This window comes from Brachyspira pilosicoli, from assembly GCF_019402445.1.
GTDB lineage: Bacteria > Spirochaetota > Brachyspiria > Brachyspirales > Brachyspiraceae > Brachyspira > Brachyspira pilosicoli_B.
This window is the reverse complement of record NZ_SRZM01000308.1, coordinates 1-25,909: the sequence shown is the minus strand read 5'-3', so window position 1 is coordinate 25,909 and position 25,909 is coordinate 1. Positions and strand designations below refer to the sequence as shown.

Below are 25,909 nucleotides of genomic sequence, written 5' to 3'. Positions count from 1 at the left end.
CAAATCTTAATTTATAATCACCAAAAGAGCTTGCTTTTACTCCTTTTTCCAAAAGTTTATTTACCAACTCTATTGATTTCTTTTGTGTTTTTGCTATAACAATATTAGTTTCAACTTCATCTAAACTTAGCTCTCCCAATTTTGATTCAATTACAGCAGAAGCAATTTTTTTAGCCTTTATATGGTCTTCTTCTAATGAGTCTATATTATTTTCTAAAGCATATATTCCAGCAGCAGCCATCAAACCAATCTGTCTTAATCCTCCTCCTATTAACTTCCTAATTTTAAAAGCCTCGTCTATAAACTCTTTTTTTCCGCATAACATAGCTCCCATAGGTGCACCGAGTCCTTTTGATAAACAGAATGTGATAGAGTCTGTATTAGAAGCTATTTCCTTTACTGAAGCTTTTGAAGCAATAGAAGCATTAAATACTCTCGCTCCATCCATATGCATATGCACGTTTTTTGATTTTGTAAAACTATATAATTCTTTTAAAACTTCTATAGGGTATACGCTTCCTCCATGCCTATTATGGCTGTTTTCAACTTCTACTATATTTACATTAGACATATAATAAGGCTGAGTAGAAAAGTAGTCTTCTATTATAGATTTTGTTAATATTCCTCTTTTAGCTTTTACTGGCAAAGGCAAAACACCAGCTAATGCAGCTACTCCTCCAAGTTCATAATGTACAATATGAGATTCTTCTTCCAAAAGTATTTGTCTTGTTTTTGAAGATAATATTAATAAAGGTATTAAATTACCCATAGTACCGCTTGAAACAAATATTGCTTTTTCTTTTCCTGTAATTTCTGCTGCCATGTCTTGAAGTTTATTCACTGTTGGGTCTTCCATATAAACATCATCACCGCATTCTGCATTATATATTGCTTTACGCATTTCATCACTAGGCTTTGTTATTGTGTCGGTTCTTAAATCGTAAACTCTCATATTGTTGCTCCTGATATATAATAAAAGTTAATTATTTTTGTTTTATATACCTATTTTGGTATAAAAATATAATATTACAATTTTTATATAATGTCAAGGATTTAAAAAATATTACTATACTTGATAAATCAAATATTATTAATATACTATTACTTATATATGAGTTTATTTTTATAAAAAAATATTAAAAAATTTCCGATATTATTATATATAAATATTATTGTAGGTAATAAAATATGTTTGATTTAGATGTTGTAAACGCTTTTAGTAAAGGTACAGTTGTTATATTAAAGAGTTATTTTAATTCTAATGTTGGTAAGGGTAGTATAAAAATACATAGAAATGCTAATCATGTTGGAGGCGTTATAGTTTTTATTGGTATTAATGGAGATTTAAGCGGAAGACTTATGTTTAATATGAGTAAGGCTACTGCTTTTAAATTAGCTTCTGCTCTTAATATGGAATCTATTACTGTTATAGATGATATCTTTATTTCAACTATAAAAGAGTTTGTTAATATGGTTGCAGGCTCTGCCATAAATGAACTTTCTACTAAACATATAGATTTGGATATGACTCCTCCTGCAATATTAATGAGTGACCAATTATCTATGCTTGAGAGAGAAAACGACCAAATACTTTCTATATGCTACAAAACAGAGCTTGGTGAAATATTTATGAACTTAATAATATTTAATCAAACTCCATCATGATTAATTACCTATTAATATTATTTGCTTTTACTCTTCTTATAAAATATATAGTTTCTAAAATAATAATATCAAAGAAAGCCAATATTTTTTTAAATAAACATTTTCAAGATGAAGAAAAACTATACACAATAGAAGAAGTTTCAAATAGTTTTAGATTAGATAAAGAACACTTCAAATCACTTATAAGTATATTAGAAACGCATCAATATTTTAGTTTTTTTAATAAAAGAGGCGTTACTATGGTAAAAGATTATTATTCAAGATATGAGCTTAAATATTTAGTAGAGCTTCTTTTAAAGAAAAAGAAATTGAGATTTTAATATAGTCATCTTATCTATATACTAAAAATTTTCAAATTTATAAAAAATATTTTTAATGAATTATACTGTATATAAAATAAAAATTAATATAATTTAATATAATTTTTATTTTCACTTTCGCAAAGTATATCTGAATAACTTGAATAATTTGTACTTTTTGCAACTTTTTGCAGCGGGAAAAAGTTGAATAAAACAAAAATATAAATTAATATCAAAAGAATATTTTTTAAATAAAAATATTTGCAGGGCTTTGCCCTTAACGAAGTACACACCGTGCAGCACCCCACTTCTTTTGCGACCGAAGGGAGTGTCGGAGACGTGGCCCAAAGAAGCAAAAGGACTGCATTTTTATGAAGTACAATTTAGATATAGTTAAAAATACAATATATTATTTATATATTTCTTAGATATAAAACTAAAATATTTTGCATTTTTTGCAACTTTGACGAAGTCCGCACCGCTAAGGCGGGAAAAAGTTGAATAAAATAAAAAAATTATATAAATAAAAATTAAATCGCTGTAAATATTTTTAATTTAGTTTATTGTAACTAATAAATCTATTCCAACTTAGAAGAAAGTAAATCTTTTTCTATAGAGTTGCTTAAAAACTCAACAAACACATCATAAAGTATAGGGTCTAACTTCACATGTTTTTCTATAAAATCTTCTTTCATAATCTTTAGAGCTTCTTCAGGAGTAAAAGTTTTTCCTCCTCTGTATTTTCTTGCAGGGTCAATTAAAGCATCATATACATCTATTATCTCCAGCATCTTAGCAGGGAAATAAGCAAAAGCATCGCAGTCATCTATTACTTTAGCCTCATAAGACATTATTCTTGGTATCTGAAAGCTAGGAACTTTCTCTAATTTTAATTTGTATAAACGCTCATAAGGTCCATATCCAAGTCCATAATATTCATGATGCAAAGCTACTGTTAAAATAACCTCAAGAGAATATTCAGAAGTTTGGCTTACAAGAGTGTAGCTGTTAAATAAATGTTTTTTTATTCTCTCATAATCTCTTCCAGATTCACCCTCAAAATAATCCAAATCTTTTACTTTTCCTATATCATGAAGCAAAGCACCTATAGAATATAAGTTCATCTCTTTCTCTTCTACAAAACGCATACCATTATCAATACAGTCTTCAAGAGTTCTAAAGTCTTCGTATATTCTGTATTTTTCTGAAGAGGTAGTCATATTCTCATAATATTTTTTATACACTGTAGGAAAAGAGGTTCTTATGCTATGTATTAAATTTCTTCTTTTTATGAGATTGTTATAAAAGGCAAGAAAATTTACATAAGAAACAAAAACCCTATTTGAATGAGCCATTACTCCACCATCAGAGAAATTTCTTAATTCTGTAAAAACTTTCTGCGTTTCTAAATTCTTTGAAAGCATGTTAACTATAGTGTTTACTAAAGAAGTAGTAGTATCATTAATTTCCTGATTCTCTAATTTTGCCTGATCCTGTGTAATCTCATTTCCCTTAATTTTTTTGATACTCTCAAACATAGTAACTTTAGCAATAAGCCCAACATCATTACCAGCATCTACTATCTGCTGTGCTGTATTTCTATTTATCGTATGTTTCTCATCAACTTTAATTTCTTTTAATTCTTTATTATAAGTTTCAATTATATTTACTTTTTCATTATAACTCATTTTAGAGATTTCAGATATTTTTCTGCTCATCTCTTCAGCAGCTTCTTTTGGAGTTTGAAATACGTATTTATTAGTTTCTATATATGTTGCTGCAGAGTTTGTGTTTAATAATTTAAACTCATTTATAAAATGAGAAAAAGTTTTTGGTGCATATAATTTTACATTAGAATATTTTGGATTATCTACAATAAGGCTTAACTGCTCTGTAGGAAAAGCTATTATATTATTTTCTTTATCCATTCTAAATAATGGTATATTATGTGCTATTAGATTATCTTTTATTTCTTTTATTTCATCTATACTAAGAACGACATATTTATCTATATTTAATTCTTCAGGCATATTTATTAATTTTCCTTAATTATTAATTGTGTGTAATTCTAGTATATAATATTTTATAAAAAAATAAAACTACTATTTTTTTATAAAATTTATATTATTTTTTCTTTTTTACTTTAACACCAGGGCAAGGTCTATTGAATTTTCCAGATATTAAATTTCCATTTTTATCAATATATTCATTCCAATATGGAAAAGTACTGCATTGTTTTGGTTTAGCATCATTTATAATACATTTATTATTTTCATCTAAAAAAGGACATTGATTTTCTTCATCAACTTTTATATGATATTCCAATGAATAGCTGTGTTTTAAATATTTACTTATAAACACAAGAGGATTGATATTTAAATAATCTGAGGCTTTTTTTATATCTTCTAAAGAAAAATATATATATCCATTTTCTTTACAGCATAATCCACAACCTGTACAAGAGAATTCTAATATATCATTTTTCTTTTTAGTTTTTTTCATTATTTTATGTTGTTAGCGGCATTTCTTACTATATTAGCCATATTAGTTTTGCCAAGTTCAATATATCTATTAGCCACTTTTATATAAGCATCATATAGATTTTTTTTTTCATTTTGATTCATATCTTCAATTTTTTTTTTGCCGTCATTAGGTATTTTTATATTTACATTAAATACTATCTTGTCTGGGTCTGTAAATATATTATCGTTAGCAGCAAATATAATAGGCCATTTTCTAGCATCTCCAAGCTCTTTTGTAGCAATAGAAGTTAAAGTATCTGTCCATTTAGTTTTATATACATTGCCGTCTATATATGAAACAGTGTTGTTTTGAGTATTGTTATTTTGTGTTGTTGGCGGAGTAGGAGGGTCAGGTATTACAGGAGGATTAGGTAATTCAGGCTCTTTTGGAGGATTAACATTTGTGTTAATTGTGTTTGTTTTTACTGCTGCTGTATTTGTTTGAATATTATTTGTTTTTATTTGAGTATTATTTGTTATTTTATTTATCTGATTATTAGTAACAATATTGTTAGTAGGTGTATTATTAGTTACAATGTTATTAGTAATTTTATTTGCATTGTTGCTTTGATTATTTATAAGATTATTTTGATTGCTGCTTATAGCATTTATATTTGATATATCAGATAAATCATCATAATCATTAGTCATTTCATTAATATTTTCATTGCTTAATATATTTTCATTTGTAACTATATTATAAAATCCATCATCATTATTATCATTTTTAGAAGTTAAGAATTGGAAACCTAAGAATGATAAACCTAATATTATAATTATGATACCTATAATTGGTATAAGCTTATTTGATTTTTTCTCATCTTTATTTTCAATAGAATGCTCTGGAACTTTGTATGGTTCTACAGGTTTTTTTTCTATTTCAGGTATAATTGTAGATGTTTTTAATTCTTCTTCAGTTTCTATAATTTTAATATCTTTTTCTTCTAATTCTTTTAACTTTTTATTTGAATAATTTTGATAATCTTCTACTGGAGTATCATCATCTATTTCTGCAGCATTTTCTATTGCTTTATCCATTTCTTCTTGATTAAATTTTGACTCTTCATTATTAGAAGGTTGCTGCATTATTGTAGGAAGTACAACTTTTTTATTTTTAAATATATCGCCTTTAGTATAAGTTACTTTCTCTTTTATTTCTTCTTTTACTGGTTCTATTTTAGTTTCTACTTTTTCATCTATAACTTTATTCTCTACTTGTTCTATATCATCTATATCGCTTTTTATTTTTTCTAACTCTTCTTTTATTTCTTCAGGTTCTTTAATTTTATTTTCATTTTCTTTGTATTTATCAAATGAATCAAAGTTATATTTTTTTACAACCTCTTCCAAAGTTTGAGGCTTATCATTATTTTCTTTAAGAATTATATCATTTTCTTTTTTGTTAAGTACATTGTTTACTATATCACTTGTTTTATTAAAAATATTTTCATTATTTTTTGTATCGTTATTTATTTCTTTATTAGTTGTTTCTTCTTCAACAACTTTATCATCTGTTACCACTAAATGTTTTTTTGCCACTATTGGTTTTGAAACATTTTTAGATTTAGCTCTTATAGCTTCTTTTAGTAAAGTAATAGATTCTCTTTCAGAAGGTTTTTCAGTTGTTTTTATTGGCTCTATTTTTCTTATAGTTGATGATGTTCTTAATGGAGTAAATGCTGTTTCTTTTGATGTTGTTGAAGTTTTTTCGGCATCATCTTTAGCAGCCATTTTTTTGAAGATATTATCTATTGTTTTTTGTGTATTATCTTTTTTTAAAGAAGTCAAAGGAGATACAGTTTTTTTTGTTTCAGTTTTTGCTGGGGTATCTTTTTTTGCAGTATCAGTCTTTTTAATGCTTGCAGTAGTTTTTTTTGCTGTAGTAGTTTCTTTATTAGTAGCAGAAACTGTTTTTTTGACTGTGCTAGTCTTCTTTACAGATGATTCAGTTTTTCTAGGAGCATCTTTTTTAGCAGTATCAGTTTTTTTAACACTTGCAGCTGTTTTCTTTGCTGTAGTAGTTTCTTTTGCAGAACTTTTAGCTGCTGTTTCTTTACTAGTAGTTTTTTTTGCTGTAGTTGTTTTTTTAGCTACAGTAGATTTTTTTGCTTCTTCTTTATTTGTTGTTTTTTTTGTTGCCATATTTTTTACTCTGTAATATTTTGTTTATTTTTTATTATTATATTTCTTATAGTATTCATTTTATCATTATCAAATATGTTTTCTTTAATATTTCCTTTTTTTAATAAATCTATAAGATATTTATTTAGGTCTATATTGTCATTGTTTAGATTATACTTTTGAACTATATAAACCGAATCAGCCATAAATTGTATTATTCTTAATTTATATCCATCGGAAGAGTATTTTTCTATTAGTTTTTGCGGATTATCTATACCAAGATAGCTTAATTTATAACAAACTTTAAAGAATAATTTATCTATAGCTTGTTTAACTTGCTGTTCTTTTTTTACTTTTTTGTTTATAGTGTACAGCACAGAAAAATCTCTTGGAGTAAAACGGCACATATCAGCAAAAAACTTTTCTTGATACGGCATAAGATAATAATGGCTTTTTACTTTAGATTCAACTCTAGTAATAAAATTATTTTCTTCTAGAGTATCTAAAGATTTTACTATAGTAGCATTTCCGCCAATTCCAGCTTCATTAAGCATTTGAGAGTGAGTAGTTTTTGCTATACCGTTTTCGTAGTCATAATTAGCAACTAAAACTCTATATACTTCTTTAGCAGATAGAGGAAGTTTTTTCCATTTGTTATTTTCTGTTAGAGATTTTGGTATGAAAGAGCATAAATTAGCTATTGATATAAAAGTATCCTTATCTAGGTTTTTGATACTCTCTAATTGTACCTTATTTATGATATCTAACATTGTTTCCAAAATACTTCTCCGATTATTATAGGATACTATAATACATTAGAATTGATATAAAATCAAGCTTAGGAAAAAAATTTATAATTATTAAATTTTTATCAATTTATTTTAGTAAATATGTGTTAAAAATGATTTTAGAAGTTAATTTTTTCTTAAAAACCGCTATTTTTAGAAGAATTTATGGCGGAATTTGGGTTGAATTTGGGGTTAATTTTTAGTTTTAGGAATTTGGGTTTAAAAATATGTACAAAATGTAGTGTATATAGCTTAATTTAGATAAAAAGATAAAAAAATTCAAAAAATCAGCTTAAAACCCTATTGCTATTTATCGCACTCGTGCTATAATAATAAAACAAACGATGAGAAATAAAAAAATCGCTTGAAACAAAAGTTCTTTGAAATATGGATAGCAGAAGCTAGTTTAATAAAACAAAACACAACTGGTGTAAACGAACTTTTAATTAAGTTCGGAGACCTAAACGCGTTACAATAAGTAACAATTTCTTTGCAAAAAAGTAAATCATCACTTAGTAAAGTGATAAAATAAAGAATCGAAAACGATTCACTGAAAAGTGAGTATGGAGAGTTTGATTCTGGCTCAGAGCGAACGTTGGCGATGCGTCTTAAGCATGCAAGTCGAGCGGGCTTATTCGGGCAACTGGATAAGTTAGCGGCGAACTGGTGAGTAACACGTAGGTAATCTGCCGTGAAGTGGGGGATAACCCATGGAAACATGGACTAATACCGCATATACTCTTGCTACATAAGTAGAGTAGAGGAAAGTTTTTTCGCTTCACGATGAGCCTGCGGCCTATTAGCCTGTTGGTAGGGTAATGGCCTACCAAAGCTACGATAGGTAGCCGACCTGAGAGGGTGACCGGCCACATTGGGACTGAGATACGGCCCAGACTCCTACGGGAGGCAGCAGCTGAGAATCTTCCACAATGGACGAAAGTCTGATGGAGCGACATCGCGTGAGGGATGAAGGCCTTCGGGTTGTAAACCTCGGAAATTATCGAAGAATGAGTGACAGTAGATAATGTAAGCCTCGGCTAACTACGTGCCAGCAGCCGCGGTAATACGTAGGAGGCAAACGTTGCTCGGATTTACTGGGCGTAAAGGGTGAGTAGGCGGATTTATAAGTCTAAGGTGAAAGACCGAAGCTCAACTTCGGGAACGCCTCGGATACTGTAGATCTTGGATATTGTAGGGGATGATGGAATTCTCGGTGTAGCGGTGGAATGCGCAGATATCGAGAGGAACACCTATAGCGAAGGCAGTCATCTGGGCATTTATCGACGCTGAATCACGAAAGCTAGGGGAGCAAACAGGCTTAGATACCCTGGTAGTCCTAGCCGTAAACGTTGTACACTAGGTGCTTCTATTTAAATAGGAGTGCCGTAGCTAACGTCTTAAGTGTACCGCCTGAGGAGTATGCCCGCAAGGGTGAAACTCAAAGAAATTGACGGGTCCCCGCACAAGTGGTGGAGCATGTGGTTTAATTCGATGATACGCGAAAAACCTTACCTGGGTTTGAATTGTTAGATGAATGATTTAGAGATAAGTCAGACCGCAAGGACGTTTAACATAGGTGCTGCATGGCTGTCGTCAGCTCGTGTCGTGAGATGTTGGGTTAAGTCCCGCAACGAGCGCAACCCTCACCCTCTGTTGCTACCGAGTAATGTCGAGCACTCTTAGGGGACTGCCTACGTTCAAGTAGGAGGAAGGTGGGGATGATGTCAAGTCCTCATGGCCCTTATGTCCAGGGCTACACACGTGCTACAATGGCAAGTACAAAGAGAAGCAAGACCGCGAGGTGGAGCAAAACTCAAAAAAGTTGCCTCAGTTCGGATTGGAGTCTGAAACTCGACTCCATGAAGTTGGAATCACTAGTAATCGTAGATCAGAACGCTACGGTGAATACGTTCCCGGGGATTGTACACACCGCCCGTCACGCCATCGGAGTTGGTTTTACCTGAAGCCGTTAGCCTAACCGCAAGGAGGGCGGCGTCGAAGGTGGGACTGATGATGAGGGTGAAGTCGTAACAAGGCAGCCGTACCGGAAGGTGTGGCTGGATCACCTCCTTTATTCGGAGTTTGTCCTTTTAAACTCTTACTGCTATTCATATTTGAAAGAACTTTTATATATCTATACCTCGTTAATAACTAGCCTACTCGGCTGGTTTTTTTGTGTCTTAAATATTTTATATAAACTTCTATATAATTACTTAAAGGAGTTTTTATGTATCAGGACTTTAATAAAACAGAATTAAAAGATTTAGGAAATGGACTTAAAAGAAAAATATTAGTTTACTCTGATAATCTTATGACTGTTTATATGGAATTTGATGAAGGAGCTATAGCTGAAACTCATTCTCATGATAACCATGAACAAATTACTTATATTATAGATGGTGAGTTTGAATTTACAATTAATGGAGAGAAATATTTATGCAAGTCTGGAGATAGTATGCATTTTGATAAAAATATTTCTCATGGATGTAAATGTATTAAGAAAGGTAAACTTTTAGACACATTCACACCTAAAAGACAAGATTTTTTGAATAAATGATTTTATATAAATATTATTATACTAAAAATATAAATAACAGCATCTAAAACTGATTAAGCATATAATAAAAAATAAATTTAAAATAAAATAACAATCCATATATAATATGGAGTTATAAATAACATTTCAATTATATTATTATTTATATTACAAAATTATAAAAATTAATTAAAATATTGGTTTTTCTATATCGTCTGAATTTCTTTTTATTTCTTTTACAAGTATATATTCTATTTCAATGTTTTTTTCTTTTGCAGTTTTTTTGTTTGTATCAGCGTTGGCTTTACCTATAACTTTGGCAGGGGCATCTGTAATTACTATTACTACTTTATTTTCATTTTTATAATCAAAATCTTCTAAAGCTTTTTGTATTGCTTCATACATAGGTTCTGCTTTATCTCCGCCTCCGCTAGCATAAAAGTAATTAACATCTCTATATATTTTATTTATATTATTATCAAAATCTATTTTTTTAGTGAGGTATGTATCTTTTACATCTCTATAAAGCAAAAAACCAATTCTTGAATTAATATCTTTTTTAAATACTTGTTTGCTTATAGATTTTATTTCTTCTTTTATTGAAGTTAAATATGGATGCATACTTTCTGTTGTGTCTAGTACTAATACTAAATCTACTGCTGAGTTATATTTATTTATAATATTATAAACTTGAGCATTCAAATCTTTTTCATCATCAGCATAATGACTTTTTAATTCACTAGCTTTATTTAAAGAATCTATTGCCTCACCATCAAAGAAATTTCTTTCTATATTATTATTTATTTGATTTTTTCTCACTATCATTTCATTTGTATTTAATTCTATAATTTCTTGAGTAGGAGGTTCTATTATAGGAGGAACATTAACTTTTTCTTCTGTAGTTGTTGTAGTGTTTGTGATGTTGTTTGTTATTTTATTTTCGATTATATAATCTATAGGGTAAGTAAAAGTCTCTCCTTTGGTATTAAACACATTAAATGATAAATATCTATCTTCTGGTAATTTTCTAAAATAAGCTTTTATATATAATTGTTTTCCTATTTTGCTGTTATATGTATCCTCTAGTACTATTCCATTATTATCTGCTTTTACTGCATAATTTAATGAAGTTTTAATTAATTTATATGTAGTATTAGTTAAACCCTCTCTCACATAAAAAGCATATTTACCATTTTCTCCACCAGAATAGTAAAGATAAAACGCGTATAAATCTCCTTCTTTTTCTACATTTCTTAATGTTATTATAGGGTTAGTTTTTTTATTATTATCAATTTTGAATAAAAATTTTGAATCTGTTACAATATTTCCATTATTATCTAATGCTTCTAATATAAGTTCCATATTGTCTGCTAGTAAAATTCTTGCATTTCCATTATTTGTATCTAAATATACTGATTCGCCTATAGATTCTTGTAAGACTGTTCCTAATTTATTATGTATTGATACTTTATCAATATTTATTAATGAATTAGCATCAGATGATTGATTTAGATAAAGGTATGAGTATTTATTATTTTGTAATTTAAATAGTAGTCTTATATTGTCTATATTATTTTTTTTTCTTATATTTATTTGATATCCTGTAACTAATTTTTCTATAATAATATCATCTTGTGTAATTTCTGTGTATTGACAATATAAATTTTCTAAAGCACTAAAAAATAGTACCGATAAAATAATAAATAAAAATCTTCTCATTGTTTAAAACCTCTATAATTTATTATCGGCTCTATTATTTATAAATATCTATTGTTATGTTAATTGAATTTTAAAAATTCTTGGTTTTATAAAAAATTAATATTGAAAATCTTTTATTTAAAATAAAAAAATACCCACATAGTAATATGCAGGTATTTTTATTTTAGCTATAAATATTTTATTATTTTACTTGAAACACTTTATCTATTTCTAAGAAAAACTCTGTTCTTAATTTGTCTAAATCAGATAAAGTTTTAGCTCTATCATCTATAGCTTTATTTATAGCATTTTGGTCAGGGTTTTGTTTGCTCATTTCCAAATTTATAGTTTGAGTTTTGTTATAAGCTTCTCTTCTCAAATCATCTATTTGAGGGAAATATTTACTTTCTATAGATTGTATTTGGTTAATTTGCTCTTGAGTAAGGTTGTTGTATCCATAACCTCTTCCGTAACCATAACCTGCACCATATCCTCTGCCATAACCATAATTACAACCCATACCGTAACCTCTTCCGTAACCTCTGCCATAACCGCAGCCCATACCATAACCTCTACCGTATCCTCTACCATAACCCATTCCATAACCTCTACCATATTGTCCGAATAAAGATACAGAGCCAAATACCATTATAGCTATAGAAACTAATATTAATACTTTTTTGTTAATGTTTTTCATTTTTAATTCTCCTTTAGTTGTGTGTTTTTTATTTATTTTATTATTATTTTTTTATTTTATTATTTAACATATGGGTTGTTATAATAATAACATCCGTTGTATCCATTAAATCTTTGGTTGTAATATCTGCCTTCATATCCTTGATTATTGTATCTAGCATTGTATCCATAATTACAACCCATACCATAACCTCTGCCATAACCCATTCCATAGCCTCTACCATATCCAAATAAAGATACAGAACCAAATACCATAATTGCTATAGAAACCTTTTTGTTTTCTTATGCTTTATTAGACGTACAAAAAAAATAAAAGTTCCCAAAAAAATAAAAAAAATGAATTTTTTTATATACTATACCATGGTATAAAAAAGAGTGCCTTTTTTAAAAAGCACTCTTTAATATAGAACATTAATTATTCATTATTAATAGTTATCGATTACTTCATTATATGTAGGTATAGAATCTATTGCTCCTTTTCTTGTAACTGTTATGTTAGAAACTTTAGTAGCGAATTCAATAGCCTCTTCAATAGTTTTATCGTCAGCAATCATTCTCACAACCCCACCTAAAAAACTGTCTCCAGCAGCAGTGGTATCAACAACATTAACATCATAAGCATCAAAATGTTTTCTATTTTGTTTTGTTATTAAATCGCATCCATCAGCACCTAAAGTAAGTATTATATTTTTTACACCACATTCAATAACATAATCTATACCACCTATAATGTCTATTTCTGTTTCATTAGGAATTAGTATATCTACGCAGCTTAAAAAATCTTTATCAAGCTTTACAGCAGGTGAAGGATTTAATACTACAATTTTACCAAGTTTTCTAGCAATAGATGCAGCGTATTTTGCTATTTCTAAAGGTATTTCTAATTGCATAACTATTATATCAAATGATGCAATTAATTTTTCTTTGATATCATCTTTTGTAATTAAACCATTAGCCCCTTGTACTACTATAATATTGTTAGCCCCATCATTAGTAACTGTAATAACTGCTATGCCTGTAGAAACATTATTTTTTATTAATAAATTATCTATATTAACATTATTAGAAAACAAAGCATTTGATAAATCTTTAGCAAAACTATCATCTCCAACAGCCCCTAACATACTTACATTGCCACCTAATTTACCTATGGCACATGCCTGATTAGCTCCTTTACCTCCATTAGTAGTATAAAAATTATTACCGAGTATAGTTTCACCCTCTTTAGGAAAACGCGGAGTTGTTGTAACCAAATCTTTATTAATGCTTCCTATAACCAAAATTTTTTTACTCATATTTATATTCCTTATTCTTTAGACGTCTTATTATTGGCAATTACTCCCATTACACTAGCAATGAAGAAAAAGAAACCAGATATACATATTGACATTGTAATACTAAAATTAAAAAATAATATCCCTATTATAACACCAACTATTGGTTGTGTAGCCATAATCAAAGCTGAAATTATAGGAGATAAATTTTTCTGAGCAACAAATTGACATGCATTACCTAATACATAAGAACCTATGCCATAAAATAATATAGGATATAAAGGCAAATTAGCTATAGAATGAATACTTCCAGTAATTAACGATGCTATAAAATAACCTATAGAACTAACTAAACTTTGTATGAAACCAAATGATTCAAAACCAAAAGACCTTGCACATCTTCCTATCCATATAATAGATAAAGCATAACATACTGTAGTTGCTAAAGATAAAACTTCTCCAAGCCCAAAAGAAAATATTTTCATTTCTTTATTATAGTTTAATATAAAATTGCCTATAAAAGCAAATATTAAACTTGGATATATAAGTTTTGGTATCTTTACTTTATACATAAAAAAATCTAGTATAGGAACAATTATTACTGTAAGTCCAACTAAAAATCCAATTTTTTCAGGTGTTGTCATAAAAACAGCAACATTCAATGACATATTTCCTACTAATAATATGATTACAGGTTTAAGACCGTCTTTCCACATACCTGCATCAAACATAGGCTTTTTCTTAAATATACAAAGTAAAGCAAATACACAAAAAGCTATAAAATAACTTATAGATGCTAAGAAAAACAACGACCATCCCATATCTTTTGAATAATTAGCTACCCAAGCAATAGATGCAAAGATAGTCGTTGCTATAAACATTATAATATAATACATTATATTAATCCTGATATTATTCCAGCAATGGCTGCTGTCATCCAAGAAGCAGCTGCTCCTATAAACATAGTTTTAAATGCTAAATTAATATAGTTTTCCCTGTTGTTTCCAGAAAAAGGTAGTACCTTACCCAAATTCATAGCTACAGTACCAGGGTTAGCATATCCGCACAAAGCAAAACTTGCTATTATAATAGATTTCTCTGTTAAAGCATTGCTTTTTATGAATTCACCAAGTTGTGTAAAAGCAACAAATTCATTAATAGAAAGTTTAGTTCCCATTAAATATCCCATTTTTATAATGTCTTCAACAGGAGTACCCATAGCAAAAGCCAAAGGAGAGAATATATATCCTAATAATGTTTTTAAACTTCCAGGTACAAATCCATTATATTCACCATATATATTTTTAATTCCATGTAATAATTGACCATCAACATAAGCATCTAAACGTCCAAGTATACTATCAAATACCCCTATCAAAGATATAAATACAACCAAACTTCCAGCCATTATTAATACTGTTTGAATTGCATTATTTATACTATCCATAATTGCATTCATAGGTTTACCATAATTAGCATCTTTTACTACTTCTATATCCTGTCCTCTAGTAACTGGATTATCTACTTCAGGATAACATATTTTTGATACAACAATAACAGCAGGTACACTCATAGCACTAGCAGCCAACAAATGCACTGGTGAAATACCTAATGACACAAATGCAGCAAACAAACTAGCTGATATAGTAGCCATTATAGCTGATATAGATAATGATATTTCAGACCTTGTTAAAGTGCTTAAATAATTTTTTATGAGAAGTAAATTATCTCCTCCCATAGGAATACTAGAAATAGCAACGAGAGTTTCAGCACCACTTAATGGTTTAATTCCCATTCCTTTCATATTCCAGTCTACAAATCTAGCTATACTTATAATAATTTGATTCATTAATCCAACACTTTCTAATAGTCCAACAAAAGCTATAAAGAATATTGTAGCAACACCAACATCTATAATAAATACCCAGCCTACTGCTCCAGTATATAATTTGCCGAATATAAACTCACCACCTAAAGAAGCAAATTTTAAAAATGAAGTTATAGCATCACCTATTGAGCCAAAAAAGTCAGCACCTGTTTTTCCATTAGCTAATAAATTACCAAATATTATACCGCATAATAAAAATCCAGCTATATTTGACCAATGTTTATATAATTTTATATCTTTGCCAAAAGATAGTAAAGTAACTCTCACAACTCCAACAATTATAAAAAGATACCAAATTATTGAAAGCAATAATGAAGATATATCTCCTCCAAGTAAATATGTTATACCTATAACAATACCTGTAAGAACTAATGATGCTACCCCACTAACAATTATATTTAATTTTTTTTCTCTAAAAATAAATACATCTAAATTATACCAAGCTATAGCCCATATCCATATAAAAAATGGTATTAAACTTATTAATCCCTTGCCTAATATTATAGCTGCAATAATAAATTGCATAACTATACCCCAAATAACTAACTTCCAATCAATAGCTTTTTTGTTTCTAGAAAATAAAAAACCTATTAAACAAAATAAAGCAACACCTAAAAAGCCTGTAAATTGCATAATATTATCCTTATCTTAAAAATGTTTTTAATAATGTATCTATATAAATATTTTTATCGATTGTTAATAATCTTTTTACTTTTCTTATATCTTTTTCTGGAAATAAATAATTTGTTATTCTCATTCCCTCATAATCATAAGCAGTAAACCCTCTCATTTTTCCGCTTAATTGAACATCTACATATACTTCATTAGTTGTAAAATAATCAGGATATTTTATATACATAAAAGGAAGAACATCATATATTCTTGCGGCATGAGGTAAGGCACTTTTTGATATTCTAAAATTTAATAATTGTTCTATCCAATTATCTAAACTTCTGCCTTTTAAATAAGAATCAATATCTTCTTTTGTAAAATAAGCATAATGGTCTGTGATATCTAAATCACTTAGAACTATATTCATATTTTGATTAAAAACGAAATGTGCAGCTTCAACATCAGCATAAATATTAAATTCACCATAAGCTGTCATATTACCAAAACTTCCACCCCCCATAATATATAAACATTCTATTCTCTCTTTATATTTTGGGAAATGCATTAAAAATGTACTTATATTTGTAAGTGGTCCTAATGTGATAATATTTAATTTTTCATCAGTGTTTTCAAAGAAGTTAATAAGACCATTAAATACATGTTCTTTTGCTTTATACTCTTTATCTATTACTATAGGACCTAAATTTACACCATGTATATGAGAAGCATCTATATGTCCGCCTATAGTTGCATATGAGGCCCCATAATATACAGGTATATCTTTTTTGCTATATTCTAATAAAGCACATACATTTCTAACTGTAGATTCTACAGCTAAATTACCAGCAACAGTGCTAAATCCAACAATATTAAAATTATTATTTAATGCCCATAGTATAGCAACAGCATCATCTACACCAGCATCTGTATCAACCCAATAGATTTTATTATCATTAATCATAATTTATATCCTATGTTTATTTTTTATATTAATAAAGTATAGTCAAGTTTGTTATGAAGTCAATTTTTTACAGAAAATTTTCTGAAATTTTTCTGTAAAATAACTGTGTATCAAAATTATATTGACAAATTAAACTTCATGTATTATAGTAATAAAAAATCTTAATTAGCATGATTTATATATTATGAATGATAAGAAAATAACATTAAGTTATATAGCGAAAAAAGCAAATGTTTCTGTGGCGACTGTTTCTAGGGTATTGAATGGAAACAGCAGTGTTGATGAAAAAATAAAAAATAAAATAAATAAAATTATTAATTCTGATGGGTATAATTTAAAGAAAAACACGAAAAATAAACAAATTATATCAGTAATTATTCCAGATATTACAAATCCTTTTTTTGCAAATATAATTGAAGGAATAGAAAATACTGCTAATCTTTATGGGTATCATATTATACTTTCTCAGTTTAAAGAAAATAGAGATATATCAAATTTTAAAGATATAACAAATATTGGAGTATCAGGATATATTATAATACCATCTGTAGGAAGTACAGAATATTTTAATGATATAATTAATAATTCTAATTTACCAATTGTTTTTTTAGATAGAAAAGTAGAGTTTAATAATATAAATTATGTTGGTTCTGATAACAAAATAGGGGCTTATAATGCCACTAAATATTTAATAGATTTGGGGCATAAAAATATTATATATATGGCTGGTCCTCAAGATATTAGTACAGAGAAAGAAAGATTTGATGGATTTATAAAGGCATTGAATGATAATAATATAGATTTTGACAATACTAAATATAAAAAAATAGCAAATTTTAATTTTGATGAAAGCTATGAGCAAATGAAAGAGATTATAAAATCTAAGCTTAATTATACTGCTATATTTTCGGCATGTGATGTTATGTGTTTTGGTATAAAGAAAGCAACAGAAGAGTATGGGATATCAATACCTAATGATATATCTTTAATGGGTTATGATAATATACCTTATTCATCTATGATAGGGCTTACTACAGTGTCTTCTCAAGCTTATGAAATGGGTAAAAATGCTGTACTTTCTGTATTGAATATTATAAGTGAGAGAATAACAGATAATATAAATATTGTACTTCAGCCTAATATAGTAATTAGAAACTCATGTAAAAAAATATAAATTAAAACAATATAATTATTTCTTTATTTTGACAATTTTTGCAATTTATGTATAATCTCATATAAGAGTAAATAAAAAATGGCTAAAAAAGACAAAAAAGATAAAAAAAATAATGCTGTTTCATCTGGAGAGATAGCAAGAAATAAAAAAGCACTTTTTAATTATGAGGTGATAGAGAAGTTTGAGGCAGGTATAGTTTTACTTGGTACGGAAGTTAAATCTCTTAGAGATAGGGGAGTTAATATGTCTGATTCTTATGCTTCTTTTAAAAAGGGTGAGCTTTTTATAGTGAACATGCATATTTCTCCATATCATTTTGGCAACAGGAATAATCATGACCCTTTGCGTGAAAGAAAGCTTCTAATGAAAAAAAGAGAGATTAAAAGACTTTATGGTAAAATAAAAGAACAGGGACTTACTTTAATTCCTATTAGTTTATATTTTAGCAGAGGAAAAGTTAAAGTTGAACTAGCTTTGGCTAAAGGTAAGAAGCTTCATGATAAGAGAGAGACTCTCAAGAAAAAAGCATTAGACAGAGAGATGGAAAGATATATTAAAAGATAGATATGCAAAATTATTATAGTTTTTCTGATTATGTAAAAAAGAAATTCGGTTTTAAGGTTGGTAAAATTTCTATAGACACAGATTTTGGCTGTGCTCATAAGGCTAATAATGGAGGATGCAGATTTTGCAATTTAAATAGTTATAAACCTCCGTATGTAGAAGAAGATGATATAAAAAATCAATGGATAAATGGCATAAATAATTATAAAAACAGATACAAAAAATATTATGCTTATTTTCAGCTTGGCACTCCATTATCAAAATTAGCTTCATCAGAATCGCTTAAATATGCCAATAAATTAATTGAGTTTGAGGATTGTGTAGGTTTAATGTTTGGGGCTAGAAGCGATATGCTTGAAGAGGCAGTGCTCTTAGAATTAAATAATTTGTCAAAAAAACATAATAAAGAGATATGGCTTGAAATGGGGCTTCAATCTTCAAATGATAATACTTCTATTTTTATAAATAGAGGACATAATTTTGAGTCGTTTGCTAATATGACAGAAAACATAAAAAATAATTACAGCAATCTTATAATATCAACTCATATAATATTTGGTTTGCCTAAAAAAATAGATGGAAAAAAAATAATTTTAGAAACAAGAGAAGAGATGCTTCAAACGGTGAGGGACATTTCTAATTTAAAAATTGACAGTGTGAAGTTTCATCAGCTTGATATTGTAGTAGGTAGTGCTTTTGAAGCAATGTATAAAAATTATGATTTTCCTACGCTTGATGAAGATTTTTATATAGAGCTTATGGCTGATGCTATATCTATTTTAAGAGAAGATATAATAGTTTCAAGGATTATGGGAGACAGTTTAGGAGATAGTTTAATAGCTCCGAAATGGAAAAAATCTAAAGGCAAAATAATTAATTCTATAAACAAATTGATGACAGAGAGAGAGTTGAAGCAAGGTTGTAAGTTTTTATAGATTTTTATCAATTTTTTTGTTGTTCTTTTTCCCGCCGCTACGCACCTATACCTAAAGGTACTTCTTTCAGTCGAAGGTACTCCTTCGGTCGCGGTGCAGACTTTGTAAAAGAAATAAAAAGTGCAAGTGTTTTTACTCTATATGTTGGAATATGTATTAATATAGAATAATGTAGTATTTTGGATATACTTAAAAGTTAGTTTCTTTAATGCAGTCCTTTTGCTTCTTTGGGTCACCACCGAGTAGGTACCTATTCGGCAAAAGAAGTATGGGCATGGGGCAACGTCACCACAAAATAAAAAACTTAAAAAATATTTTCTGATAAACTCAAATCAATATATTCTAAAATAACTATATTTTATTATATAATTTTTTATTCAACTTTTTTGTCGCTCAAAAAAGTTGCAAAAAACGCACATATTATAGCTAATATCTTAGGAATATGTATAAACTATAGCATAATACCAACATTTAAATCTAAATAATGCAGTTCTTTTGTAGCAATACCGAAGGCACTTCCTACGGTCGCAAAAGATCTGTGTATTTGGTGGCTAGTCCCCTAAAGCAATAAAAAACATAAAAACAGAATTTTCACAGACTTAAAATTTTTAGTATATATTAAAATAATTATTTTTTATTAACTTTTCCCGCAGCTACGCTGTGCGGATTCCGTCAAAGTTTTCGCCCTTCGGGCACGCTTCGCGAAAGTGCAAATGTTTTAGCTTTTTATTTTCGACGACATTATCATAAACACCGTAGACAAAACAACAAGAATAGAACCTAGTAATATATTAATAGTTAAAGTTTCATTATAGATAAATATAGAAGCTATTACTGTGGTTGTAGGTTCAAACATATTTAATATTGAGGCAAGTGAAGAGCCTAATTGTTTTACTCCATAAAGTAAAAGCCCCAAAGAAAATATTGTACAAAGCAGAGATATGGCAATAAAATTATTAAATACATTTATGCTGTCAATCATTTTTAGGCTATTAGTTGCTATACCAAATATAAAAAATACTATAGATACAAACAAAGACATATAAAAAAGCGAAACCATAGTATCAAGTTTGGCAAATGAAGCCTTTTTGTTTGATATAATATAAACTCCATATGTTACTGTGGTTATTAAAGCATATATTACACCCTTAAAAGATTCCACTTCTACAACCCTAGTTAAGAGTACTATCCCAATAATAGCAGAAATTACAGAGATTATTTTTAATATATTAATTTTCTCTTTATAGACTATAGCCATTAATATAATTACTACAACAGGATATCCAAAATGAATCATATTGGTAAGCCCTGCTGATATATATAATAAAGAAAGCGATAAAAAGAAAAATGTTAAGCCAAGCCCTACTATACTAAATAAAATTAATTCAAAAAATTGTCTTTTATCTATTTTAAAACTTTTTTTTCTTATTAGAATTATAAAAAATAAAAATATTGCTGTAAAAGCATATCTATAAAAAACTATAGCTACAGATGAATAATTTTCTTTTATAATATTTTTTGTAAATATTGGAAGAAAACCATAGGCAATAGAAGCTATGATTACTAATAGTACATTAATCATTTTATTTCGCTCTTCTTATCTTAACATCAAAGCGTTCTTCTACCAAACTAATTAATTCAGGAAGTTTTTGCTCTGCTATCATTTTTAATTTTTCTCTGTTAATATTTTGGGCAGGAGAGCCAAGCATAATAGAGTTTGATTCTATTTTTACATTAGACATAACACCGCTTTGTCCTCCTAATATAACTCTGTCGCCTAAAGTAACATGGTCAGCCAAACCAACCTGTCCTGCAAGTACACAATGATGACCCAATTTACTGCTTCCTGCAATTCCAACTTGTGATACAATGATAGAATGCTCTCCTATGTCGCAGTTATGAGCAATTTGAACTAAGTTGTCTATTTTTACGCCCTCTCTAATTATTGTAGAGCCTAAAGTTGCCCTGTCTATACAAACATTAGCACCTATCTCAACATCATTTTCTATAACAACATTTCCCCTTTGAGGGATTTTCATCTGTTTGCCATTAACCTCAAAAAATCCAAAACCATCATTACCAATAACAGTAGATGAACCTATTATAACATTGTTTTTTATTATGCATCTATCATGTATAGAAACATTTGAATGTATGATGCAATTCTCTCCAATTTCAACATCATCTCCCAAAAATACTCCGCTTTCTATTACACTGCCTTTAGCAATTTTTACATTCTTTCCAATATGGGCATTATCTCCTATATAGGTTTCTTTATCTATTTTTGCATTATCTTTTATAACGGCAGTACTTTCTACTGTACCTAATGTATATTTTTTATCTTCAAATAAAATATAGAGAAGTTTTATAAATGCTTCTTTTGGATTTGCATGAATAATAGCAGTTTTCTTTTTAAAATCTTCTATTGTGTTTGCTAAATCCTCTCTTAAAATAATTGCACTCGCTTTACTATTTAAAGCGGTTTCTATATATTTATTATTATCAACACAAACTATAGAGCCTTCTGATATATCATTAATAGGAGAGAGTGTTGTTATATTAACATTGTCATCGCCTAATGTTTTTATAGCATTCAAAAAATTAGCAATATCTTTAATATTCATATTAGCTCCATTTATAAAATTATTTAAAAATATTATTGTATTTTATTTTATAAACAAATATGTTTTTTTGCAAATTTATATTTTTTAAAATAAAAAAACGCTATAGATAATAAAATCCATAGCGTTTAATATTTTTTATTATTTACTATTATTTATTATTTTGATGTTAATGAAGTTAATAAATTGTTCATCTCTGCTATTTCTTTTTCTTGGTCAGCTATTATTCTATTAGCAATCTCTTTAATTTTATCATCTTTTGTAGAAGCTAATATTTGTTTAGAAGCATCAACTGCAGCCTGATGATGAGGTATCATTCCTTTAATGAAATCTATATCATTATCAGCACTAACTTCTATCATAGACATTTCCATCATCATATCATTCATAATTTTTTCTGCTTCATTACCAAAAGCAACAGTGTCTATATCACTATAATCTGTGTTTTTTGCTTTTAATTCATCTACTAAAGCAGTAAACTCTTTTATCTCTTTTTCTTGAGCTTGTATAATATTATTAGCTAAAGTTTTTAGAGTTTCATTTGTAGTAGTTTCAAGAAGTATTTTAGAAGAATCTATAGCACCTTGATGATGAGGTATCATATTAACTAAAAAGTCAACATCTATATTTTTAGTTTTCTCAAAAGCCTGAGCCATCATAGGAGCATGCATTGCATCTATTATCTTAGAGCCAGAAGTATTATGTGCAGCATGTGCATTATGAGCATTTTCTGCTGTATTATTTTGTGAAATATTATTTTCTGCAGCAGAAGTTGTATCTGTTTTTTGACTACAAGAAACAGTAAAAACTAACATCATTATAATAGTAATTGTAGTTAAAAAAATTTTCATTATGTAAATATCCTTTAATAAAATTTACTATTATAACATCTTAATTACATAAATCGTAAAATTATATAGACTCATCTTTTAAAAAATTATTAAATTGTGCCCTAGAATAAACTTCTATTCTATTGTTATGAAGTACAAAACTTTTAGCACTACTTGTAAGGTCTACTGGTACAATTAATATTCCATTTTTAGCACCAGCCTCAGAAACAAGCATTAAAAAGTCTCTAATCATAAGCTCTCCAATTTCAACATTATTCCACCTTTTGAAAGATATTAGAGTTAAATCTTTTTTGCTACTTTTCATGTTGTATGCTAAATAATCTACCTCATCTCCATAACTATTTTTTCCTTTTTCACCTGTGTATTCCTGAACTATAGAGTGTGATAATTTGTTTTTTATTATATTCTGGCAAACCTTTTTAAAATCAAGCATGCTCATTTTGAATATTTTATCTATTTTATTGGTAGTGCTAAATGTATTTGCTTTATTTTCGTTTACAGAAATTTTTAATTGATTTAATATAGCATCAGTATTAATTGTAGCTCTTGTGTCTATTAAAGTTGATATATAATCAAAATCTATAAAAGAAGCTTCCCATAAATTAATTGTTTTATCCCAAAACGCTGTTAAATCTTTATCAATGTAGTTTTCAAAATTATCATTTTTGTATTTTTGAAGATAATATGAACCTGAATCTTTTATTTTATTTAATTGGTCTGATGCTTTGTATATTTCAGATAAGTAACTTAATATTTTATCAATTTCGTATATACCAAATTCTTCTATGTTAAATGATTTTATTGCTCTAAAAGCTTGTATAGAAAAATCTATATCTCTTAAAAAATATGAATAAAATGCAAAGTCAAAGATTAAATTAGATATTTTTTTGTCAAATTGTGGAATTTTGTATATTGAATACAATTTATCATAATATGTTTTAAATTGTTTATTGTCTTCTAATTTATATAATACAAATAGATATATTTTATCTAAATCAAATATATATTTATCATCATGAGATTTATCAGCAAGTGTTATTTCTAAAAAAGATTTTGCTATATTAATTTCTTCAGATATCAAGTATAGTGAAATTAAAGATTTAGCTATTTGTTTAGCTAGTTCTTTGTTACTTTTTTCTTTATTTATTTTTTTATATAGCATTTCTAAGAATGAAAGAGATTTTTTATAATCTTTCACTTTATAAAAAGCAAATGCTGCTGCTTTAATATTGTCAATATCGAATTCTTCTTTTGAAGATGATGCTTTAGAAAAATAATCGCAAGCTATTTTAAAATTTCCTTCGTATGTTAATATGGTTGCAGCCTTTATAGCATATATTGTATTTTTAGGGTCTATTTTAAATACAATAGCAGAATATTTTAATGTATTTTCTCTATTTTCTAATGAAGAGTATTTTTCTTCTAATTTTTTTGCAGCATCAAGCTGAGCTTTTCCTCTTAAATAACCTATATCCATTAATTGTTCATATTTTTTTAAAGCCTCTTCATTCTCTCCAATATTCTCTTCAAGCATTGCAAGTTCGTATATTGCTTCATAATCATTTTCATCTTTAGCAATTCTTTTCTTTAATTCTAATATTCTTTCTTTGCTTAATTTACCTGATACTTTCCCTATTTTATTATCTTTGTTTGCAATTATTTTTTTTATTAAAATAAATGTAAGAAAAGCTAATACTACTAAAGTTATTAAATATACAACTATATTATTCATAAATTATCTCTTTGTCCTTTCACTATTTTTTCAAAAATATTTTATATTATTTTTTATTTTAAATAAAGTTAAAGATTATAAAATATTTTTTATAAATTTGTATTTTATAGTTTTACTTGCAAAAAGTGTTTTTTTTGATAAAATCTATTTAATTTTTTACTTATTTTTACTTAGGTATATATTTCTATGAATTATTTAATAACAGGTCCTATGTTTGCAGGAAAATCTAAATATTTGATAAAGACTTTGGATTATCTACTTATGGAAAAAAATGATATTAGGATACTGTTTATATATCCTAATATTTCTTATAGAGGATATTTTTGCAGGGATAAAAATGTTGTATTTGACAAGAGAATAGATATTATAACTGAAGAAGAATTAGAAGATAAATTTACAAATATAGAAAATTATTTATCAAATTATGATGTTGTAGGTATTGATGAGTTTTGTTTTTTAAATAAAACTTCTGACTTTATTAAACTAATAAAAGATTTTTCAAGAAATAATATTAATATAGATTTTTATATAGCTTCTTTGGATATGGACTTTAAGAGGAATTATTGGGAGAGTGTAAGCAGTTTAATTGAAGAAGACTTGATTGATGTGCATATAAAAGTTTTTGGAAAATGTGATTGCGGAAGAAAGGGAATATATTCAAAAAGAATAGTTAAAGATGTTGATAGAATAGTGATAGGAGATGATATATATAAATGCGTATGCAGGTATTGCTATGAGGGTGAAGATGAAGTTAAATTAAACTTATAATTTATTTAACATAATTAGTGAGCTCACCAATATTTTCTATATAGCAAGTTATTCTATCACCATTTTTCATATATTTAGGAGGATTAAATCCCATACCAACTCCAGAAGGTGTGCCGGTTGCTATTATATCTCCTGGTTCTAGTGTCATTCCTTTAGATATATCGCTTACTAATTCATATATATTATGTATCATATGTTTTGTAT

24 protein-coding genes and 1 rRNA gene are annotated in these 25,909 nt (G+C 27.8%); 8 read left to right on the top strand and 17 right to left on the bottom strand.

The features are described from left to right. Positions 1 to 952: threonine aldolase family protein (locus E6A48_RS09700; RefSeq protein WP_219710013.1), on the bottom strand; the 952-nt coding region annotated here is incomplete at its 3' end. Between the two features lie 236 nt (positions 953 to 1,188). Here E6A48_RS09700 and E6A48_RS09695 point away from each other — a divergent pair. Further along, entirely contained in the window at positions 1,189 to 1,665 is a 477-nt protein-coding gene (locus E6A48_RS09695) for a chemotaxis protein CheX (protein ID WP_219710012.1), read from the top strand. Beyond that, a complete protein-coding gene (locus tag E6A48_RS09690) occupies positions 1,662 to 1,985 on the top strand; it encodes a hypothetical protein (protein WP_219710011.1) in 324 nt (107 codons plus the stop codon). Before E6A48_RS09695 ends, E6A48_RS09690 begins: the two co-directional genes overlap by 4 nt. Before the next feature lie 557 nt (positions 1,986 to 2,542). On the opposite strand, the gene E6A48_RS09685 is transcribed toward E6A48_RS09690, so the two are convergent. From E6A48_RS09685 to E6A48_RS09670, 4 genes are all read right to left on the bottom strand, one after another. Then, complete coding sequence (locus tag E6A48_RS09685; protein WP_219710010.1) at positions 2,543 to 3,994, bottom strand: HD-GYP domain-containing protein; 1,452 nt, start codon at positions 3,992 to 3,994, stop codon at positions 2,543 to 2,545. 94 nt (positions 3,995 to 4,088) lie between these two features. After that, positions 4,089 to 4,466, bottom strand: coding sequence for a YkgJ family cysteine cluster protein (locus E6A48_RS09680; protein ID WP_219710009.1), 378 nt, complete (start codon positions 4,464 to 4,466; stop codon positions 4,089 to 4,091). Further along, positions 4,466 to 6,628: a hypothetical protein gene (locus tag E6A48_RS09675; RefSeq protein WP_219710008.1), complete on the bottom strand. Its 2,163-nt coding sequence runs from the start codon at positions 6,626 to 6,628 to the stop codon at positions 4,466 to 4,468. The genes E6A48_RS09680 and E6A48_RS09675 overlap by 1 nt, the downstream gene beginning before the upstream one ends. A 5-nt stretch (positions 6,629 to 6,633) precedes the next feature. Next, complete coding sequence (locus E6A48_RS09670; RefSeq protein ID WP_219710007.1) at positions 6,634 to 7,386, bottom strand: hypothetical protein; 753 nt, start codon at positions 7,384 to 7,386, stop codon at positions 6,634 to 6,636. 569 nt (positions 7,387 to 7,955) lie between these two features. Here E6A48_RS09670 and E6A48_RS09665 point away from each other — a divergent pair. Next, positions 7,956 to 9,468, top strand: a 16S ribosomal RNA gene (locus tag E6A48_RS09665). A gap of 154 nt (positions 9,469 to 9,622) precedes the next feature. Then, positions 9,623 to 9,952, top strand: a complete 330-nt coding sequence (locus E6A48_RS09660) for a cupin domain-containing protein (RefSeq protein ID WP_219710006.1) — start codon at positions 9,623 to 9,625, stop codon at positions 9,950 to 9,952. Between the two features lie 168 nt (positions 9,953 to 10,120). Here E6A48_RS09660 and E6A48_RS09655 read toward each other — a convergent pair whose 3' ends face one another. The 7 genes from E6A48_RS09655 to E6A48_RS09625 form a co-directional block, all read right to left on the bottom strand. Then, a complete protein-coding gene (locus E6A48_RS09655) occupies positions 10,121 to 11,650 on the bottom strand; it encodes a vWA domain-containing protein (RefSeq protein WP_219710005.1) in 1,530 nt (509 codons plus the stop codon). A 181-nt stretch (positions 11,651 to 11,831) separates the two neighbouring features. Next, the gene (locus E6A48_RS09650) at positions 11,832 to 12,326 is read right to left on the bottom strand and encodes a Spy/CpxP family protein refolding chaperone (protein ID WP_219710004.1); all 495 of its coding nucleotides are present in this window, start codon (positions 12,324 to 12,326) and stop codon (positions 11,832 to 11,834) included. Between the two features lie 59 nt (positions 12,327 to 12,385). After that, a complete protein-coding gene (locus E6A48_RS09645; RefSeq protein WP_219710003.1) occupies positions 12,386 to 12,580 on the bottom strand; it encodes a hypothetical protein in 195 nt (64 codons plus the stop codon). 170 nt (positions 12,581 to 12,750) lie between these two features. Beyond that, positions 12,751 to 13,620 (bottom strand): ribokinase, encoded by an 870-nt coding sequence (gene rbsK, locus E6A48_RS09640; RefSeq protein ID WP_219710002.1) that lies wholly within the window; start codon positions 13,618 to 13,620, stop codon positions 12,751 to 12,753. 11 nt (positions 13,621 to 13,631) lie between these two features. Continuing rightward, positions 13,632 to 14,495 (bottom strand): DMT family transporter, encoded by an 864-nt coding sequence (locus tag E6A48_RS09635; protein WP_219710001.1) that lies wholly within the window; start codon positions 14,493 to 14,495, stop codon positions 13,632 to 13,634. Further along, the gene (locus tag E6A48_RS09630) at positions 14,495 to 16,120 is read right to left on the bottom strand and encodes a nucleoside transporter C-terminal domain-containing protein (RefSeq protein WP_219710000.1); all 1,626 of its coding nucleotides are present in this window, start codon (positions 16,118 to 16,120) and stop codon (positions 14,495 to 14,497) included. Before E6A48_RS09630 ends, E6A48_RS09635 begins: the two co-directional genes overlap by 1 nt. A gap of 10 nt (positions 16,121 to 16,130) precedes the next feature. Further along, positions 16,131 to 17,060, bottom strand: a complete 930-nt coding sequence (locus E6A48_RS09625; RefSeq protein ID WP_219709999.1) for a nucleoside hydrolase — start codon at positions 17,058 to 17,060, stop codon at positions 16,131 to 16,133. 184 nt (positions 17,061 to 17,244) lie between these two features. Between E6A48_RS09625 and E6A48_RS09620 the strand changes: the two genes are divergently transcribed. From E6A48_RS09620 to mnmL, 3 genes are all read left to right on the top strand, one after another. Further along, the gene (locus E6A48_RS09620; protein ID WP_219709998.1) at positions 17,245 to 18,234 is read left to right on the top strand and encodes a LacI family DNA-binding transcriptional regulator; all 990 of its coding nucleotides are present in this window, start codon (positions 17,245 to 17,247) and stop codon (positions 18,232 to 18,234) included. A 78-nt stretch (positions 18,235 to 18,312) separates the two neighbouring features. After that, a complete protein-coding gene (gene smpB / locus E6A48_RS09615) occupies positions 18,313 to 18,798 on the top strand; it encodes an SsrA-binding protein SmpB (RefSeq protein ID WP_147732210.1) in 486 nt (161 codons plus the stop codon). 2 nt (positions 18,799 to 18,800) lie between these two features. Continuing rightward, the gene (mnmL, locus tag E6A48_RS09610) at positions 18,801 to 19,733 is read left to right on the top strand and encodes a tRNA modification radical SAM protein MnmL/YtqA (protein ID WP_219709997.1); all 933 of its coding nucleotides are present in this window, start codon (positions 18,801 to 18,803) and stop codon (positions 19,731 to 19,733) included. Between the two features lie 718 nt (positions 19,734 to 20,451). On the opposite strand, the gene E6A48_RS09605 is transcribed toward mnmL, so the two are convergent. The 4 genes from E6A48_RS09605 to E6A48_RS09590 all read right to left on the bottom strand — a co-directional run bounded on the left by E6A48_RS09605 (position 20,452) and on the right by E6A48_RS09590 (position 24,937). Next, positions 20,452 to 21,315: a DMT family transporter gene (locus tag E6A48_RS09605; RefSeq protein WP_219709996.1), complete on the bottom strand. Its 864-nt coding sequence runs from the start codon at positions 21,313 to 21,315 to the stop codon at positions 20,452 to 20,454. A gap of 1 nt (position 21,316) precedes the next feature. Continuing rightward, positions 21,317 to 22,357 (bottom strand): UDP-3-O-(3-hydroxymyristoyl)glucosamine N-acyltransferase, encoded by a 1,041-nt coding sequence (gene lpxD, locus E6A48_RS09600; RefSeq protein WP_219709995.1) that lies wholly within the window; start codon positions 22,355 to 22,357, stop codon positions 21,317 to 21,319. A 155-nt stretch (positions 22,358 to 22,512) separates the two neighbouring features. Further along, positions 22,513 to 23,205 (bottom strand): DUF305 domain-containing protein, encoded by a 693-nt coding sequence (locus E6A48_RS09595; protein ID WP_219709994.1) that lies wholly within the window; start codon positions 23,203 to 23,205, stop codon positions 22,513 to 22,515. A 61-nt stretch (positions 23,206 to 23,266) separates the two neighbouring features. Further along, positions 23,267 to 24,937 (bottom strand): restriction endonuclease, encoded by a 1,671-nt coding sequence (locus tag E6A48_RS09590; protein WP_219709993.1) that lies wholly within the window; start codon positions 24,935 to 24,937, stop codon positions 23,267 to 23,269. A 186-nt stretch (positions 24,938 to 25,123) separates the two neighbouring features. On the opposite strand from E6A48_RS09590, the gene E6A48_RS09585 reads away from it, so the two are divergent. Next, positions 25,124 to 25,705 (top strand): thymidine kinase, encoded by a 582-nt coding sequence (locus tag E6A48_RS09585; protein ID WP_219709992.1) that lies wholly within the window; start codon positions 25,124 to 25,126, stop codon positions 25,703 to 25,705. Position 25,706: 1 nt separating this feature from the next. On the opposite strand, the gene E6A48_RS09580 is transcribed toward E6A48_RS09585, so the two are convergent. After that, positions 25,707 to 25,909, bottom strand: a 203-nt coding sequence (locus E6A48_RS09580) for a fumarylacetoacetate hydrolase family protein (RefSeq protein WP_219709991.1), incomplete at its 5' end; no start/stop codon positions are given.